Here is a 14341-nt window from a genome sequence, read left to right as displayed (position 1 = left end):
CTAAAGGCTAGGGATGTCCGCGCGCCGGTCAACACCTCAAGTAAAGGAGATCCCGATGGATTCCGACTTCAACATGTCGATGCGCAAGTTCCTCAAACAAGTCGGCGTGACATCGCAGCAGGCAATCGAAGAAGCGATGCGTGATGCCGGTTCTGCGGCTGCGGGCAAGACCTTCGACGCGAAGGTGGTCCTGACCATTGATGGGCTGGATATGCAGCACGTCGTGACGGGCAAGATCAAAGGTCCCGCCGCATGACGCCATCGCGCAACGATGTGCTTGAGGTCCTAAAGGACGTCGCAGACCCCGTCGGAGGCAAGGACATCGTCTCGGCGGGCATGGTGCGGGCGCTCACCGTCGAAGGCGGCACGATCCGCTTCGTCCTGGAAATCGATCCGGCGCGTGCAAGGAGGATGGAGCCCGCCCGCGTCGAAGCCGAAGCGCGGCTGCGCGCCATTCCGGGCGTAGAAAACGTCTCTGTCGTAATGACGGCACACAGCGCCCCCACGCCGCCCGACCTGAAGCCGAGCGCGTCGGCGAAACCCCAGGGGCCGGAAAAGATCGCCGGGGTCGACCACATCATCGCGATCGCCTCGGGCAAGGGCGGAGTTGGAAAATCCACCGTTGCCGCCAATCTCGCTGCCGCCCTCGCCGCCGAGGGTCGGCGCGTCGGGCTGCTCGACGCCGACGTCTACGGGCCGTCGCAGCCAAGGATGCTCGGCGTCTCAGGCCGCCCCGCCTCCCCGGACGGAAAGACGATCCTGCCGCTCAGGAACCACGGTGTGACGCTCATGTCGCTCGGCCTTCTCACGCAGGAGGACGAGGCCGTCGTCTGGCGCGGCCCGATGCTGATGGGCGCACTGCAGCAGATGCTGTTCCAGGTTCAGTGGGGCGCACTCGACGTGCTGCTCGTCGATCTGCCGCCTGGCACCGGGGACGTGCAGATGACCCTGGCGCAGAAGGCCGAGGTGGATGGCGCTATCATCGTGTCCACGCCACAGGACATCGCTCTTCTCGACGCGCGCAAGGGAATCAACATGTTCCGCAAGATGGGCACGCCGATCCTGGGCATGATCGAGAACATGGCGGTGCATGTCTGTTCGAAGTGCGGGAACGAAGAGCATATCTTCGGCCATGGCGGTGTCCGCGTCGAAGCCGAGAAGATTGGTGTGCCGCTTCTGGCCGAGATCCCCCTGCACCTCGATATCCGGACTGCAGCGGACGGTGGAGCCCCGGTGGTGGTGTCGCATGCGGCCTCGCCACAGGCGCGCGCCTTCCGCGAGCTCGCCCGGCGGCTGGTTTCAGACGGATTGGCATGACGACAGAGCCCGTCTTTCCACCGCTGATGACCGGGCTCGCCGTTGGGCGAGCCGATCCGGTAGCCGTCGCATGCAACAAGGCGCAGGAAGGCGTCGATGCCGGTCTGATCGCTTGGTCGCTCTCGCCCGAGCGATTGCGCGCGGCCCTCGTCCTTGCGCCGGACGTGCCGTTGGAATCCGCGATGGCCGGGCAAATCGCGGCCGCGGTCGGGTTCCAGAACGCGCTCGGCGCGCTGGCCCCACCGGAAACGGCAGTTCACCTCGAGTGGTTTGGAGGCATTCGCGTGAACGGCGCACCGTGCGGGCGTATCGGTGCGTTCGGCCCCGAATGCGCACCGGATGTGATCCCCGGCTGGCTTGTCATCGGCCTCGACCTCACCCTGGATTTTCCTGCCGACCAAGAACCCGGCCACATGCCTGACCAGACCGCCCTATCGCAGGAAGGCTGCGGTGACGTCGACCCGATGCGGCTCCTCGAAGCCTGGGGGCGGCACACGCTCGTCTGGCTGAACGCACTTGACGAGGCGGATGGACGCGCCAATCTTCATCGTGAATACGGCGGGCTCGTCTGGCAAATCGGCGAAACCGTTTCGACACCGATCGGCGGAGAGCCAGTGCAGGGCATAATACTGGGCATCGACGAACACTTCGGAATGCTGCTCGAGACAGCAGAAGGCACCCGTCTGGTCCCGCTCTCAAGCCTGATCGAAGAGGGCTGACATGCTGTTAGCCCGCGCCATCCACTTCGACGAAAGCGACCGGAACGTCTTTCATAACCCGGCGCGGACCGGCGAATGGGCGATCTCGGGCGGTTTCGAATTTTCCAACTGGACCGAGGCCGATCTCGTCGGCAAGGCGCGGCAGGCGTTCGCCAACGGCTGGCTTGGAATCGAGACCTTCGGGCGCGTGACCTTTGTCGCCGTCACCCGGATCGAGGCGGCAGAACTTGACGCCCTCGCCGGTCGCCTCGCGCAGCATTTCGTCGACGTTTATGGTGCGCCTTCGCTCGAGGCGGCGATCCCGGTAGCCACGGAGGAGTTGGCGCAGATGACCGAGATTTGCGCCGAGCATACACCGAACACCGTCTTGACCGTGATGCGAGAGCTAACCGATGCCGGGGTGCGCGAACAGTACCGTTTCATCGAGGCGACGGACGCCGGCCTCGACCAGTTCGCGATCCACGCATCACCGGACGAATAAGTCCTCACTCCTTCTTCTTCCATGCCGAACTCAGCATGTCATAGCCCATGAGGCTGACGGTGAGCGTAATCACCGCGATTAGGTCCATCGAAGGCACATACCACGCGAGGATGGCGAGAAATGCCGCGAGGACCAGAAAGGCAAAGAGTGACATGATCTTGTCCATGACGTCCTCCGAATGTCAGCTCGGCCGGTCGAGCCAGTCATAAAGCCAAGTGGCGGTTCGCAAGAGGCGCGCATCGCCGCCGCGTGCTCCGACAAGCTGCGCGCCCATCGGAAGGCCGTTCCCGGCGGTGAAAACCGGGACGGTAACGGTTGGTGTGCCGACGAATGTCCACAGCCCGTTGAATATCGGATCTCCCGTCGTCTCGAGCCCCTCGGGCGCGGGTCCGGGCGCGGCTGGTGCAAGGATCGCGTCGGCGTGCGAGAAGATTTCGGCGAGACCGGCATAGAGCACGTCGCGCCAGTCGAGCGCGGCGAGGTAATCCTTCGCAAGCGTCGCGCTGCCTTCCTGCAGCGCCTCCTGCAGCGTCTCGGAAAGCTGCGCGCGCCCCGCCTTCGCGTAGTGATAGTAGTTCCGCGCCATCTCGGCGAAGTTGATGCGTCGGCGCAGATCGGCCGCATCGGCGAAGTGTGCCGGGAGCGGAACTTCGAAGCACTGTTCCTCGCCCAGGGCCTGCGCCAGCTCTTCGAACGCGGCCCTGGTATCGGCATCCGCATCGTCCCAGCCCGGTGGCTTCACGAGGGCGAGGACCGGCGGGAGGGGCGGCGCGGACGAGGCCGTCTCGAAAAGTTTCGGGCGCGGCGAAGGCTGCGTCACCGGATCGGCGGGGTCGTGCCCGAACAGCGCTTCGGCCAGAAGCGCGGCATCGCGCGGATCGCGACCGAACACGCCGACCGTGTCGAGCGTCTGCGACTGCTTCAGGATGCCAGTGCGTGGGATCGCCCCGAAGGTTGGCTTGAATCCGGTGACGCCGCAGTACGCCGCCGGACGTATGACCGAGCCGCCCGTCTGCGTCCCGATCGCCAGCGGCACCATGCCCGCCGCGACCGCCGCGGCCGAGCCTGAGGACGATCCGCCGGGCGTGTGTTCGGCCGCATGCGGATTACGGGTTCCGGCGGGGTTCATATAGGCCAGTTCGGTGGTCACTGTCTTTCCCATGATCACCGCGCCCGCGGCCTTCAGGCGCTCGACGACGAAGGCATCCTTTTCTGGTACGCGCCCCTTGTCGATGGCCGTGCCGTTCTCGGTGGGAATCCGCGCGGTGTCGATGATGTCCTTCAGCCCCACTGGCAACCCGTGCAGCGCGCCGATCGCTCGACCGGTCGCGCGATACCGATCCAGCGCCTCCGCCTGATGCATCACGAAATCCGGATCCAGCCAGGCCCATGCGCCGATCCCCGGTTCTTCGGCCTTGACGCGCTCCAGGCAATCTCTCGCCAGATCGACCGCCTTCAAAGACCCGCTCGCGAGCCGCTCGCGCAGCGCAGCGGCGGGCAAGTCGCTTGGCCGGATCTTTCCGTCACCCGCCATAGAACAGCTCCGGCAGGACAAAGACGATTTCGGGGAAGATGTACATCAACACCATCGAGAGCAGAACGCAGAAGAGGAACGGCATGACGCCCGCAAAGATCTGCGTCAATCGCACTTCGGGCGGCGCGATCCCCTTTAAGTAATAGGCCGACATCGCCATTGGCGGAGTCAGGAACGACGTCTGGAGGTTCAGCGCCACGAGGATGCCGAAGAACAGGGGATCGATCCCGAAATGCGGCAGAAGCGGCAGGAAGATCGGGACGAAGATGATGATGATCTCGGACCATTCCAGCGGCCAGCCGAGAAGGAAGATGATGAACTGCGCCAAGATCAGGAACATGACCGGCGACAGATTGAGTCCCGTGACGAATTCGGAGATCACCTGCTCGCCGCCGAGATAGGAGAAGACCGACGAGAAAGTGTAGGAGCCCACGAAGAGCCAGCAAACCATCGCTGTGGTGCGCACCGTCAGATACACGCTTTCGCGCATCCGGTCCCAGGTCATCGCCCGGTAAGCGAAGGCAAGGAGAATACCGCCGAGCGCGCCAATCGAGGCGGCCTCGGTCGGGGTGGCGAGGCCGAAGAGGATCGAACCCAGCACCGCGAGAATCAGGAAGGCCAGCGGGAAGAACGAGGTCAGCAGCATTACGAGGAGCTTTCCGAACCGAACGTCCGGCACCTCGTCACTCGTCGGTCGGGGCGCGACCGACGGCTGCAGGATCGACCGGCCCATCACATAGACGAGATAGAGTCCCACGAGCGTGAAGCCCGGAAGCAACGCACCCGCGTAGAGCCGAACGATCGAAACGCCCGAAGCAGCAGCATAGACGATCAGCATGATCGAAGGCGGAATGAGGATGCCGAGCGTCCCGCCTGCGCAAATGATGCCTGAGGCGAAGGACGGGTTGTAGCGTGCCTTCAGCATCGCAGGCAATGCCAATAGCCCCATGAGCGTCACAACCGCGCCGACAATCCCTGTCGCAGTCGCGAAGAGCGCGCAGGTGATCAGCGCAGCGACGCCCATCGAACCGGGAACGTTCTTCGACGCGATGTTCAGCGTCGAGAACAGCCGATCGACGATATTCGCGCGTTCAACGATATAGCCCATGAAAAGAAACAAGGGCACGGCCGTCAGGACTTCGTTCGACATCACCGTGTAGGTCTGGTTTATGAAGAGGTCGAAGATCCGGTTGTTGAGGAACCCCTCGATCCAGAGCGACGTCGAGTCCCACCAGCTCGCTGTTTCGTCCAGCCGGTTGTAGGACCGCCACATCCGGCCCTCGTCGAAATAGGCGTAGTAACCGAATCCGATGCCCATCGCCATCAGCGTGAAGGCGATGGGGAAGCCGAGGAAGACGATCAGGATGAACAACCCTAGCATCATGATGGCCACGTGAGGGTCGGTCATATGTGGCCTCCGGACTCAGCCTCATGGGCTTTCTTGATGAGAATGTCCTCGGTTTCCATCACATCCTCTTCTGCCTCGACCCATTCATTGGTGCGGATGGCGATAATGCAGCGGCAGATCTGGGCAATGCCCTGAATGAACAGCAAAATGCCGGCGGCGACCATCACCGACTTGAACTGGAAGATCGGAACCCCGGCCGGGCTGTTGACCGAAACCTCGGTGTAACTCCAGCTGCGCGCGGCGTATTTCCAGCCGGTGAGAATAAGCGCGGTCACGCCGGGGAAGAAGAAGATGAAATACAGGACCAGATCGACCTTTGCTTGGGTTCTGGGCTGCCAGAGCCGGTAGAGAAAATCGCCCCGGACATGGCCGCCGCGCGACAGCGTATAGGCGCCGCCCATCATGAACAGCGTTCCGTACATGATGAACGAGACGTCGAGCGCCCAGGCCGTCGGGCTGTTCAAGACGTAGCGGACGAAGACCTCGTATCCCGTCCCCACCGCCATCAAGACGATAAGCCAGGCGAAGGCCTTGCCGAACCAGGCGGACAGCGTGTCCGCGAACCGGATGAATCTCAGCATCGATCAGATTTCCGCGCCAGTTTCGTTGGCAAGCCCGGCGGAAGAACCGCCGGGCCTTTTATCGTGCAGCGTCAAATCCGATCAGAGCGCGATCTTGCCCGGGAAGTAGTGATCATAGGCTAGCGCGTAGTCGGGCGCGTTCATGAGTTCGTAGTAGGTCACACGTTCGACCCAGGCGCGCTGGCTGTCCATCACGCGCTTCATGTACTCATCCTTGCCCAGTTCCTCGATCAGACCGTCCCAGGCCTTCAGCTCTCCGTCGAGAATGTCCTTGGAGGTGCGGTGGACCTTCACGCCATGCTCGCTCACAAGCTTCTGCAGGTCGGACGAGTAGTTGTCCATCGCGCTTGCGGTGTTGGCGGTAGAGGCAGCCTCCACACCGTATTTCAAGATTGCCTGAAGGTCCGGTTCCAGATCGTCGAAGAAGTCCTTGTTGAACAGGAACTCGAAGCTCTCCGAGGCCTGATGGTAGGACGACAGGTAGTAGTTCTTCGCGACGTCCTGGGCGCCGAAGCGCATGTCCGAAGACGGGTTGTTGAACTCGAAGGCGTCGATCACGCCGCGCTCCATCGCCGGAACGATCTCACCGCCCGGAAGCTGGGCGACCGACATGCCCATCGCCTGCATGAGGTCGGCGGCGAGACCCACGGTGCGGTACTTGAAGCCCTGAAGGTCAGCCACAGTATTCACTTCACCTTTGAACCAGCCGAACGGCTGCGCGAACATTGGGAAGCCCATGAAGCCGTAGACGTTCAGGCCCAGGATGTCCTGCGTCAACTCGCGGTAAAGTTCGTCGCCGCCGCCCTGGTAGAACCAGCTCAGCATCGTCGTGGCAGAACCGCCCCAGACGGGACCCGTCCCGAAGAACGACGCCGCCTTATGCTTTCCGTACCAGTAGACCGGCACGGTATGCGCAGCATCGAGGACGCCGTCATTGACGCCGTCCATCACCTGGAACGCCGCTACGACCGCGCCTGCCGGCAGCAGGTCGACCGACAGTCGTCCCCCCGACATCTCCTCGACACGCGTAGTGTACTGGCGCGCGAAGTCCATCCAGATGTCAGAGGCCGGCCAGGACGTCTGCATCTTCACCACAAGCGGCGACTGCGCGAGCACCGCCGGCGCAGCAAGCGCACTGGCAGATGCGGTCCCGACAAACGCCGATTTTCTCAGAAAGGACCTGCGGTCCAGTTTCTGTTCCGTCATACTTACCTCCCTTAAACAGCCCGGTCTTCGGTTAACCGCCCTGTCCATTTCATCCTATCGGCAGCAATCGGGCAATGGTCCCGACGGAGAGGCAAAGCCGGTCTTTGGGATGAACGGCCTGCCCTCCAAGCCACCCCTCTGTGGATCGAAGGCGATGCCGCATGATTAATGCACTTACGCGAACCGGTCAAAAAAAATTACCAAAAACCGGGTGCTAGATGCGATTTCGGCTGCCGAATTGTGCCTGCAGGCCCGCAAAGTGCGACGTCAGGTCGCGCGCCGCGAGATTGGGGCCCGCTTGTTCAGCAACTCACTGCGTACCCTCAGTGCCAAGAGACGGAGGCTACAGGCCCTTCAATCGGTTGTGGTCTGAAGCAGATTGTCCACATTCAGCATTGCCTCTGCCTCAGCCTGCAATCGCCGATAGGCCTCGATCACGATCGACCTTATCCAGATACCTCCGGCATCGTTGGCCAGCCGAGAGCTCCAAAAGAACCGGACGAGAACCGGGCCCAGATCGACGGGCGGCCTCATCGCGCGAAGCCCATGGGGTTCCAACTCCCAGGCAAGCAGTATCGCCGGGAAAGTCGCAAGGAAGTCGGAGTTCGCGAGCAGCGAGGCGACGCCCGCGGAATCCCCGATCATGGCGCTGACGCGACGCGCACCGACATCCGCCTGAATGGAAACCGGGAACGGGCTCTGCGACGACCGCGTCACGTTTACCATGAGATGTGGGTAGCGGCGCCAGGCATCGATCCCCCACGCGTCGCACGCCGGGTGACCACGCCGCGCGAAAGTCACCCAGGAGAACGGCTCCATGATCTGCTCTTCAAGCCCGTCGGGCAGACGCGGCTCGCCGCCGAGGTGGGCGAGGTCAATGAGCCCCTCGCTCAGCGCGGCGTAGACGTCATGGTGTGCGGGCAGCCATTCAACCTTCACATTGGGCGCTTCGGCCTCGACCCGGGCGGATACCTCCGCGATGACCTTCGTGAGCGTCGGCATGGCGATCCGAAAGACACGGTCGCTCGTGGCAGGATCGAACAGGCTTCGCGGCGCGATCACACGTCGGATGCCGCGAAGGATGGGCCGAACATCCTCGATGAGCGTCTCGGCGAACGGGCTTGGCACCATCTTCCCGCCGACCCGGACCAGCAGCGGATCGCGAAGCTGCTGCCGCAGCCTCGCGAGGGAGTGGCTCACGGCCGACTGCGTGCGCCCGATCTTTTCAGCGGTTGCGGTGACACTCCGAGTCTCCATGAGCACCTCGAACACGACGAGGAGATTGAGGTCCACGCGATGTAAATCGATTTCGTTCATGTGATATGAAATCGTTTCGTTCGACAAACATAGCACATTTGGGCCACGCTTCCTTTACTTGGAGTCCATCAAGCGATCGCAATTGATCGTATTCATATAGGAGATCAGACGCCATGGCACTCGATATCATCGGTGCGGGCTTCGGGCGGACGGGGACTTATTCCCTGAAGTCGGCGCTGGAGCGGTTGGGCTACGGCCCCTGCCATCACATGTCCGAAGTGATCGGCGACCCCAAGCAGGTCCGGCTTTGGTCGGAAGCCGCAGACGGGCGCCCGGACTTCGCCCGGATATTCTCAAGTTTCCGCTCGGCCGTGGACTTTCCGGTCGCGGCTTTCTGGCCGGACGCGCTTGCGGCCAATCCGAGCGCGAGGGTCATCCTTTCGCATCGCGATCCCGAGGACTGGTACGCGAGCTTTTCCCAGACCATCCTGCCGCTGATCCTCGACAAGGCCTCATGGCCAGATGGAGCGCGTCCGTGGTTTAAGATGATCGAAAAGGTGATTGTCGGCAAGGCGCTGGGCGGCGCGACGGATCGGGAGGGTGTTCTGGCGGCTTATCGCGCAAATGTGGCGGCGGCACGTGATCTGGAGGCCAGCGGCCAGACGCTCGTTTTCGATGCACGCGACGGCTGGGAGCCGCTCTGTCGCTTTCTTTCGGTTGAGGTCCCGGATGAGCCCTATCCGAAGACAAACCCGCGCGCGGAGTTCTTCGCCGCGGTCAAGTCAGGGACCGAAGAGCCCGCAACCTGAAACGAACACACGTCATCACTTGGTGAGACTGCATCCGACACAAGCCGGGAACGGCATCGCTCACCCCGAGCCAGGAGGTTCAACCATGTCCGCAAAGAACGATATCTGCAGCGCTTCCGAAAGATTCTACGCCGCGCTGAACCGCATGACCAACGGCGATGCTGCGCCTATGGCGCATGTCTGGGCGCGTGGTGGCAGTGTATCCGCGCAGCACCCCATTGGGGGTCGTGACGCCGGATATGACACCGTGATCGCTTCCTTTTCCAAGCTCGCGGAAATCGCTGGCGGAGGAGAGATCCGTCTCGTCGACCAATCGATCGACGCAGGGTCTGACATGGCCGTCGAATCGGGCGTGGAGACCGGGACCCTGATCATCGGTGGTCGCGAGGCGCCGATCCATCACCGCGTGACGAATGTCTATCGGCGGGAGAGTGGAGAGTGGAAATTGGCGCATCACCACACGGATCTTTCGCCGGCCTTGATTGAAATCCTCAATCGGCTCGGCGAACCCGCGTGATGCCCGCAACAAGTACTGGCGAAAGAAGCGGAAGGCCCTAAGCCTGGGCCTTCCGGTTGTTCACGGACTGTCGGCACTCTCGCTTCAAAGACGTTGAGCAAAAAACCTTGGGCAGGCATTGGGCCGATACGCTACTCGCGCCATGCATTGCCAATAGCCCGGTCACCTTTATAGTTCAGCAGCACGACACATCGCTCCATTGTTCCAAGACGCATGCCGTCGTTCTCCATCTCTTTCGAGTATCCTGCAGTGCGGCTTTGGAGGCTGTGCACCTATTCCGTAAGCCTCTCGCCAGAGCCGCCGGCATGGGCCGGAAAGTCCCGCAGCTTAGGCAGCCCGTCACGAACTGGCAGCACTGCCTCGGCATAGTTGAGATGCCAGACGGGCCGGAAATGAAGGTCCGGCAGAATCGGGGCGTGGATGTCGGTGAAGCCCATGCCCGGATGTTCGGTCATCACGTGGCCGCCGCAACGCAGGCAGAAGCGCCGGGCGCTCATGCCAGTCTTGTTGCAGCTGCCAAGAAGATCCATGCCCGCTGTCACGGTGAACTGATCTTCGGTAAAGAGCGCATAGGTCACGAATGGAGCGCCGGAATAGGTCCTGCAGGACGCACAATGGCAATAGCCCATCTCGACCGGCGCGCCGGACACGCAGATCCCCACCTCTCCGCAGAAGCAGGTACCTGACAAGACGGCGGGTGCCGCGCCGGCGGGCCGCCCCGCCGCGATCGTGTCTTTGAGCGTCATCTTTCGTCTCCGTCGTTGTGAGTGGGCTTGAACGCCACCGCGATCGTCCGCAAGGGATTGGCGGGCGCGGCGGCGTCCCGTTCAATTGACCGGTGCTGCGGCCGGCAAAGGTTCAGCCACCTTGTTGCGCACGGCCGGGATCTGGCGCAGATAGGCGTAGATCGCGCCCAGATCCTCATCCGTCATCTGGCCGTAGACCGGCCACGGCATCGGCGGCAGAATTGGCCGCCCCTGCCCCAATTGCCGCCCGGTGCGCATCATTTGGATGAATTGCTCTTCGCTATAGTCGCGCAGAACCCCGGTTTCCGGATCGGGCGTAAGGTTCGCGGTGAAGCTCACGCCCCAAGGACCCGACCAGGCAGTGTTGGTCATCGAAGAGGCCGCCGCCCAGGGTCCGGCAAGCGCCGCGCCCTCAGTGATAACCTCACTCTCGGGATGCCCGGACAGCATCCGGTCCATGTCCCATTCCGGGCCGTTGTCACCCATCTTGAACGGCGTGTGGCAGTCTTGGCAGGCAGATGTGGCGACGAGATACTCGCCCCGTTTGACCTTGTCGTCTGCTGACGCGGTCTGGGCCCATGCGGCCGCCGGCGCCGTGACGGCGACGGCGATAGCCGGAAAAAGCTGCTTCATCATTTCTCTTCTCCTTCTTTGTGCTGGGCCTCGGTGGAGACCGTCTCCATCTCGGCGATCCAGCGATTGATGAGTGCGATACCCTCGGCGTCGCCGAGTGTGGTGCCGAGCGGCGGCATCTGCAGAGCGGGTGTTCGCGAGGCCATGCGCTGCGGGATGGCGCTGAGCTGCGGATGGCCGGGCGCGATGCGGAGACCGGTGCCGGGCACGAGGCCGGGCGGCGGAGATTTGAGCGGCCATCCGACCGCGCTTGCTAGTGCGCCTTCTTGGGGGTTTGCCACAGATTGCCGCAGGTCGAGCCCTAGGCCTGCAAGCGGCCCTTGCCTGTTGTGGCAATGCCCGCAATTGCCATGCAGATAGCCGAGCGCAGCGCGTTCGAGCCGTGAGCCGCCGGGCGACTGCGCCCAGCGCAGCCGGTCGTCGAGCCCGGCGATGGTGCCGCGTGCGACGAACGCGTCGAGAGTCCGGTTCAGATGCGGCGTCGGATCACCTTCGACTGCACCGGGATCCTCGTCTGTCGCGAGTTGACGCGCGCTGAAACCCAGAACAGGCACCGGGCCGGATAGGTGACAGATACGACAATCGACGGCGGCCGGGATTGCATGTGACCGCCCATCCCCGAGAGGATAGGCGCCCTTCCGGCCTTTTTCCGGCACGAGTTCGGCGCTGCGGCCGTTCTCGCTCCAGCCATAGCTCGCGAACAGCCATGTGCCGTCCGCCAGCCGCTGCATATAGCGCGTCTCGACCTTCTTGCCGTCGAATGAAAACTCCTTCCAGAATCGTGTGCCAACCGGGAAGTCCCAGGCGTCCGGGTCGCTCGCGTCGATCGCACTACCCGCCGGCAGCGAAATCCATCGGCGCTTCTCCGCGCCGTCGGTCCAGAGCGGATATTGCGGCGTGAAGGCGATATGTCCCGGATCGACGATTAGCGCGACCGGATCTGAATAGAGGCCAGTCTCGAAAAGCGTGGCGGGCGTGTTCTGACTTGTAGCGGTCGGGAGTTCACCTGCTTCCAATACCTGCGATGGCAGGGACAGGAGAACCGCTGCCAGGCCAGTCAAAAATGTCGCAGCCAACCTGAGCGAATGAAAAATGCTCCGCATGAGATGGATCCTGAGAAAACTCTTAGAGCGACACGATGGCTCCGCACGCCCCGGTGCACATCGCCGGGGCGCAGGTGGTGAAAATTAGTTCCGCCGCATGCGGGATGTGGTGGATTCGGACAGTGCGTTCAGGCGACGTTCACACGGTTCGCACGCATTCCGTGAGCCAGCCAGTAGGCGGCCTCGAAGCCGAGCTTATCGTTCGCCATGCGCTCGTACTTCGCGCTTTCCGCTCGCGTCAGCACATCGCGCCACCGGCCATTTGTGCCCTTGTGGATGAAGGTCTCCGCTCCGCCATCCCAGAAGACGCCACCGAGCGGTGCGCTCCTCGCGGCATTGCGCTTCATGTAGTCGAAGCTGCAATGTTCGAGGATCGCGGACCAACGATCGGGATTCACCTCGATGCCGAGGAAATTCGCGATACGGGCGATCTCGCCTGCCATGTCGGTCTTCAGATCGGCGAAATGGACCAAAAGCACGTTCGGCAGGTTGCGCACTTTCCACCAGCTCCGGATGTTCTCCCAAAATGGCCAGAACGGGTGCCCGTCGCGGTCGAGCCAATTGTGAAAATATTCGCGGATCGAGACGGGGGGCGGCGCGATCGGATCGCCAACAAGGCCCGGCGTCTCGTTCAGAGCGCGGTACCATTCCGCGTTGGCGCGCGCGTGGTGATTGTACATGCTCCACAGCACGTCGCGTCCGTCGCGGCCAATATAGACGTACTTGGCCTCGGGCGAGAAGACGAGCGCATCGACCGGCAGGTGAGTCTTGAGAAACCGCCTGTGAGCCTGCGCCTCGACGGCCCGAAGCTTCACGTCCTTCGGGGGCACGCGGAGATCGAGCCAGGGCGAAAGTTCCGGCACATTCACATCCTCGGCACCCGCGAAGATCAGCTGACCCACGATCTGCTGCATCCACGTCGTGCCCGACTTGGCATAGGTGCCGATGACGATGTCGTCGGGGCGGAAACGGAAGTCATTCCAGATCGTCGAGTCGAAGTGGTGACTGTGCATCTCCCGCGTCTTACGCGGCCAGTCAATCGCGTCCGAATTCATTTCGGTTCTCCGAGAAATGATTAATATTCAGTAGAGTACGGATGGAACCCAGGCGCCCCGAGGCTCGCTGTATTCGCCGCGCGTCATGAGCGTCATCGGCTTGACGATTGCGAACACTTGGCCGAGGCACCAGCGGAAGAACTCGGCGTAGCGGATTGGCACGAGAAAGCTGATCGGTTCAGCCGTGACCGCGCCGGCACCAAGTATTAGCGCCATCATGTCAGCTTGCGTCTCCGCGACTGCGTGGTTGAGCAGCCACAGTTTCGGCATGGTCATGTAACCGGTGATCCTGCCGCCGCGCTCGAGCACGACCGGCGTGCCGCGTGCGAGCGCCGAGCGCAGCTCTGCCCCACGCGCATAGCCATGCACACGCCGCGCAAGGGTGTCGGCGGCGAACAGGTCCGTGGGCGTCATCGGCCGGACTTGCAATCCTGCCGGCACGTTGTCGCGCGGGCGCCCAGTCACGACGACGACGGGTTCGCGTACTCGGAAGCCGAGTGACGCGTAAAGCGCCATCGACTTGGTGTTGAATGCGTCCTGCAAGAGCCGGACGCCCCGGGCCGAGATTGAACGACGGATCACTGCGTGCATCAGCAGCCGGCCAACGCCCGCATCCTGGAAGTCGGGATCGACCGAGATCGGCCCGATCCCGCGGATCGGATCGCCTTCGGTGAGGAAATTTGACCCGACAACGCGGTCGCCAGCCACCGCAACAATCGCGTAGGAGGCCGGGTCTTCGATCTGCCCCGCCGCGATCCCGGTCGCCGTTTCAAGGTCAGGAAAATCCGGAGCAAAACCACGGCTCTCATGGAACCTACGGAACGCCTCATACATGATCCGCGCCACCGCGCTGATATCGGCGCGCGTGGCTTCACGAATCTCGATGGCCGAGTAAACCGGCCCGGAAGCAACAATGGAATTTTTGAGCAAGGTCATTTCAATCACTCGGTTTGAAAGGAGAACGAAACCGGCGAC

The 14341-nt window shown here is 62.6% G+C and carries 17 protein-coding genes; 6 read left to right on the top strand and 11 right to left on the bottom strand.

Annotation, left to right across the window (positions count from 1 at the left end):
- Positions 1 to 55 precede the first annotated feature (55 nt).
- From DEA8626_RS15230 to DEA8626_RS15215, 4 genes are read left to right on the top strand one after another with little or no spacing between them, the layout of a single operon-like run.
- Positions 56 to 256, top strand: a complete 201-nt coding sequence (locus DEA8626_RS15230) for a DUF6494 family protein (protein WP_108854108.1) — start codon at positions 56 to 58, stop codon at positions 254 to 256.
- On the top strand, positions 253 to 1317 hold the full coding sequence (locus tag DEA8626_RS15225; protein WP_108854107.1) for an Mrp/NBP35 family ATP-binding protein: 1065 nt from the start codon (positions 253 to 255) through the stop codon (positions 1315 to 1317). Before DEA8626_RS15230 ends, DEA8626_RS15225 begins: the two co-directional genes overlap by 4 nt.
- A complete protein-coding gene (locus DEA8626_RS15220) occupies positions 1314 to 2036 on the top strand; it encodes a biotin/lipoate--protein ligase family protein (protein WP_108854106.1) in 723 nt (240 codons plus the stop codon). The genes DEA8626_RS15225 and DEA8626_RS15220 overlap by 4 nt, the downstream gene beginning before the upstream one ends.
- Before the next feature lies 1 nt (position 2037).
- Positions 2038 to 2517, top strand: coding sequence for a DUF6505 family protein (locus DEA8626_RS15215; RefSeq protein ID WP_108854105.1), 480 nt, complete (start codon positions 2038 to 2040; stop codon positions 2515 to 2517).
- A 4-nt stretch (positions 2518 to 2521) separates the two neighbouring features.
- Here DEA8626_RS15215 and DEA8626_RS21095 read toward each other — a convergent pair whose 3' ends face one another.
- The 6 genes from DEA8626_RS21095 to DEA8626_RS15190 all read right to left on the bottom strand — a co-directional run bounded on the left by DEA8626_RS21095 (position 2522) and on the right by DEA8626_RS15190 (position 8563).
- Entirely contained in the window at positions 2522 to 2683 is a 162-nt protein-coding gene (locus DEA8626_RS21095; protein ID WP_181366468.1) for a hypothetical protein, read from the bottom strand.
- A gap of 15 nt (positions 2684 to 2698) precedes the next feature.
- Positions 2699 to 4051, bottom strand: a complete 1353-nt coding sequence (locus DEA8626_RS15210) for an amidase (RefSeq protein ID WP_108854104.1) — start codon at positions 4049 to 4051, stop codon at positions 2699 to 2701.
- Positions 4041 to 5459: a TRAP transporter large permease gene (locus DEA8626_RS15205; protein WP_108854103.1), complete on the bottom strand. Its 1419-nt coding sequence runs from the start codon at positions 5457 to 5459 to the stop codon at positions 4041 to 4043. The genes DEA8626_RS15210 and DEA8626_RS15205 overlap by 11 nt, the downstream gene beginning before the upstream one ends.
- Entirely contained in the window at positions 5456 to 6040 is a 585-nt protein-coding gene (locus DEA8626_RS15200) for a TRAP transporter small permease subunit (RefSeq protein ID WP_108854102.1), read from the bottom strand. The genes DEA8626_RS15205 and DEA8626_RS15200 overlap by 4 nt, the downstream gene beginning before the upstream one ends.
- A gap of 81 nt (positions 6041 to 6121) precedes the next feature.
- On the bottom strand, positions 6122 to 7246 hold the full coding sequence (locus DEA8626_RS15195; RefSeq protein ID WP_108854101.1) for a TRAP transporter substrate-binding protein: 1125 nt from the start codon (positions 7244 to 7246) through the stop codon (positions 6122 to 6124).
- Positions 7247 to 7600: 354 nt separating this feature from the next.
- The gene (locus DEA8626_RS15190) at positions 7601 to 8563 is read right to left on the bottom strand and encodes a LysR family transcriptional regulator (protein ID WP_108854100.1); all 963 of its coding nucleotides are present in this window, start codon (positions 8561 to 8563) and stop codon (positions 7601 to 7603) included.
- 113 nt (positions 8564 to 8676) lie between these two features.
- On the opposite strand from DEA8626_RS15190, the gene DEA8626_RS15185 reads away from it, so the two are divergent.
- Together DEA8626_RS15185 and DEA8626_RS15180 are read left to right on the top strand one after the other, a co-directional pair.
- Complete coding sequence (locus DEA8626_RS15185; RefSeq protein ID WP_108854099.1) at positions 8677 to 9312, top strand: sulfotransferase family protein; 636 nt, start codon at positions 8677 to 8679, stop codon at positions 9310 to 9312.
- A gap of 85 nt (positions 9313 to 9397) precedes the next feature.
- A complete protein-coding gene (locus DEA8626_RS15180; protein WP_181366467.1) occupies positions 9398 to 9829 on the top strand; it encodes a nuclear transport factor 2 family protein in 432 nt (143 codons plus the stop codon).
- 272 nt (positions 9830 to 10101) lie between these two features.
- Here DEA8626_RS15180 and DEA8626_RS15175 read toward each other — a convergent pair whose 3' ends face one another.
- The 5 genes from DEA8626_RS15175 to DEA8626_RS15155 all read right to left on the bottom strand — a co-directional run bounded on the left by DEA8626_RS15175 (position 10102) and on the right by DEA8626_RS15155 (position 14302).
- Positions 10102 to 10575 (bottom strand): GFA family protein, encoded by a 474-nt coding sequence (locus DEA8626_RS15175; protein WP_108854097.1) that lies wholly within the window; start codon positions 10573 to 10575, stop codon positions 10102 to 10104.
- 81 nt (positions 10576 to 10656) lie between these two features.
- Entirely contained in the window at positions 10657 to 11211 is a 555-nt protein-coding gene (locus tag DEA8626_RS15170; protein WP_219929212.1) for a c-type cytochrome, read from the bottom strand.
- A complete protein-coding gene (locus tag DEA8626_RS15165) occupies positions 11208 to 12311 on the bottom strand; it encodes a hypothetical protein (RefSeq protein WP_108854096.1) in 1104 nt (367 codons plus the stop codon). The genes DEA8626_RS15170 and DEA8626_RS15165 overlap by 4 nt, the downstream gene beginning before the upstream one ends.
- A 128-nt stretch (positions 12312 to 12439) precedes the next feature.
- Positions 12440 to 13366 carry a sulfotransferase domain-containing protein gene (locus tag DEA8626_RS15160; RefSeq protein ID WP_108854095.1) on the bottom strand — a complete coding sequence of 309 codons (927 nt, stop codon included), beginning with the start codon at positions 13364 to 13366 and terminating at the stop codon, positions 12440 to 12442.
- Positions 13367 to 13393: 27 nt separating this feature from the next.
- Complete coding sequence (locus DEA8626_RS15155) at positions 13394 to 14302, bottom strand: GNAT family N-acetyltransferase (protein WP_219929211.1); 909 nt, start codon at positions 14300 to 14302, stop codon at positions 13394 to 13396.
- Positions 14303 to 14341: the final 39 nt, after the last annotated feature.

The organism is Defluviimonas aquaemixtae (assembly GCF_900302475.1).
In the GTDB taxonomy this organism is placed as follows: Bacteria; Pseudomonadota; Alphaproteobacteria; order Rhodobacterales; family Rhodobacteraceae; genus Albidovulum; species Albidovulum aquaemixtae.
The sequence above is the reverse complement of the archived record's forward strand: the minus strand, read 5'-3'. Positions and strand labels throughout refer to the sequence as shown.

What these genes read in the sequence shown, in the direction of transcription:
- DEA8626_RS15220 (WP_108854106.1), top strand. Translation starts at nt 1,314, where the DNA reads ATGACGACAGAGCCCGTCTTTCCACCGCTGATGACCGGGCTCGCCGTT.
- DEA8626_RS21095 (WP_181366468.1), bottom strand. Translation starts at nt 2,683, where the DNA reads ATGGACAAGATCATGTCACTCTTTGCCTTTCTGGTCCTCGCGGCATTT.
- DEA8626_RS15155 (WP_219929211.1), bottom strand. Translation starts at nt 14,302, where the DNA reads ATGACCTTGCTCAAAAATTCCATTGTTGCTTCCGGGCCGGTTTACTCG.
- DEA8626_RS15210 (WP_108854104.1), bottom strand. Translation starts at nt 4,051, where the DNA reads ATGGCGGGTGACGGAAAGATCCGGCCAAGCGACTTGCCCGCCGCTGCG.
- DEA8626_RS15185 (WP_108854099.1), top strand. Translation starts at nt 8,677, where the DNA reads ATGGCACTCGATATCATCGGTGCGGGCTTCGGGCGGACGGGGACTTAT.
- DEA8626_RS15225 (WP_108854107.1), top strand. Translation starts at nt 253, where the DNA reads ATGACGCCATCGCGCAACGATGTGCTTGAGGTCCTAAAGGACGTCGCA.
- DEA8626_RS15205 (WP_108854103.1), bottom strand. Translation starts at nt 5,459, where the DNA reads ATGACCGACCCTCACGTGGCCATCATGATGCTAGGGTTGTTCATCCTG.
- DEA8626_RS15195 (WP_108854101.1), bottom strand. Translation starts at nt 7,246, where the DNA reads ATGACGGAACAGAAACTGGACCGCAGGTCCTTTCTGAGAAAATCGGCG.
- DEA8626_RS15200 (WP_108854102.1), bottom strand. Translation starts at nt 6,040, where the DNA reads ATGCTGAGATTCATCCGGTTCGCGGACACGCTGTCCGCCTGGTTCGGC.
- DEA8626_RS15180 (WP_181366467.1), top strand. Translation starts at nt 9,398, where the DNA reads ATGTCCGCAAAGAACGATATCTGCAGCGCTTCCGAAAGATTCTACGCC.
- DEA8626_RS15215 (WP_108854105.1), top strand. Translation starts at nt 2,038, where the DNA reads ATGCTGTTAGCCCGCGCCATCCACTTCGACGAAAGCGACCGGAACGTC.
- DEA8626_RS15190 (WP_108854100.1), bottom strand. Translation starts at nt 8,563, where the DNA reads ATGAACGAAATCGATTTACATCGCGTGGACCTCAATCTCCTCGTCGTG.
- DEA8626_RS15175 (WP_108854097.1), bottom strand. Translation starts at nt 10,575, where the DNA reads ATGACGCTCAAAGACACGATCGCGGCGGGGCGGCCCGCCGGCGCGGCA.
- DEA8626_RS15230 (WP_108854108.1), top strand. Translation starts at nt 56, where the DNA reads ATGGATTCCGACTTCAACATGTCGATGCGCAAGTTCCTCAAACAAGTC.
- DEA8626_RS15165 (WP_108854096.1), bottom strand. Translation starts at nt 12,311, where the DNA reads ATGCGGAGCATTTTTCATTCGCTCAGGTTGGCTGCGACATTTTTGACT.
- DEA8626_RS15160 (WP_108854095.1), bottom strand. Translation starts at nt 13,366, where the DNA reads ATGAATTCGGACGCGATTGACTGGCCGCGTAAGACGCGGGAGATGCAC.
- DEA8626_RS15170 (WP_219929212.1), bottom strand. Translation starts at nt 11,211, where the DNA reads ATGATGAAGCAGCTTTTTCCGGCTATCGCCGTCGCCGTCACGGCGCCG.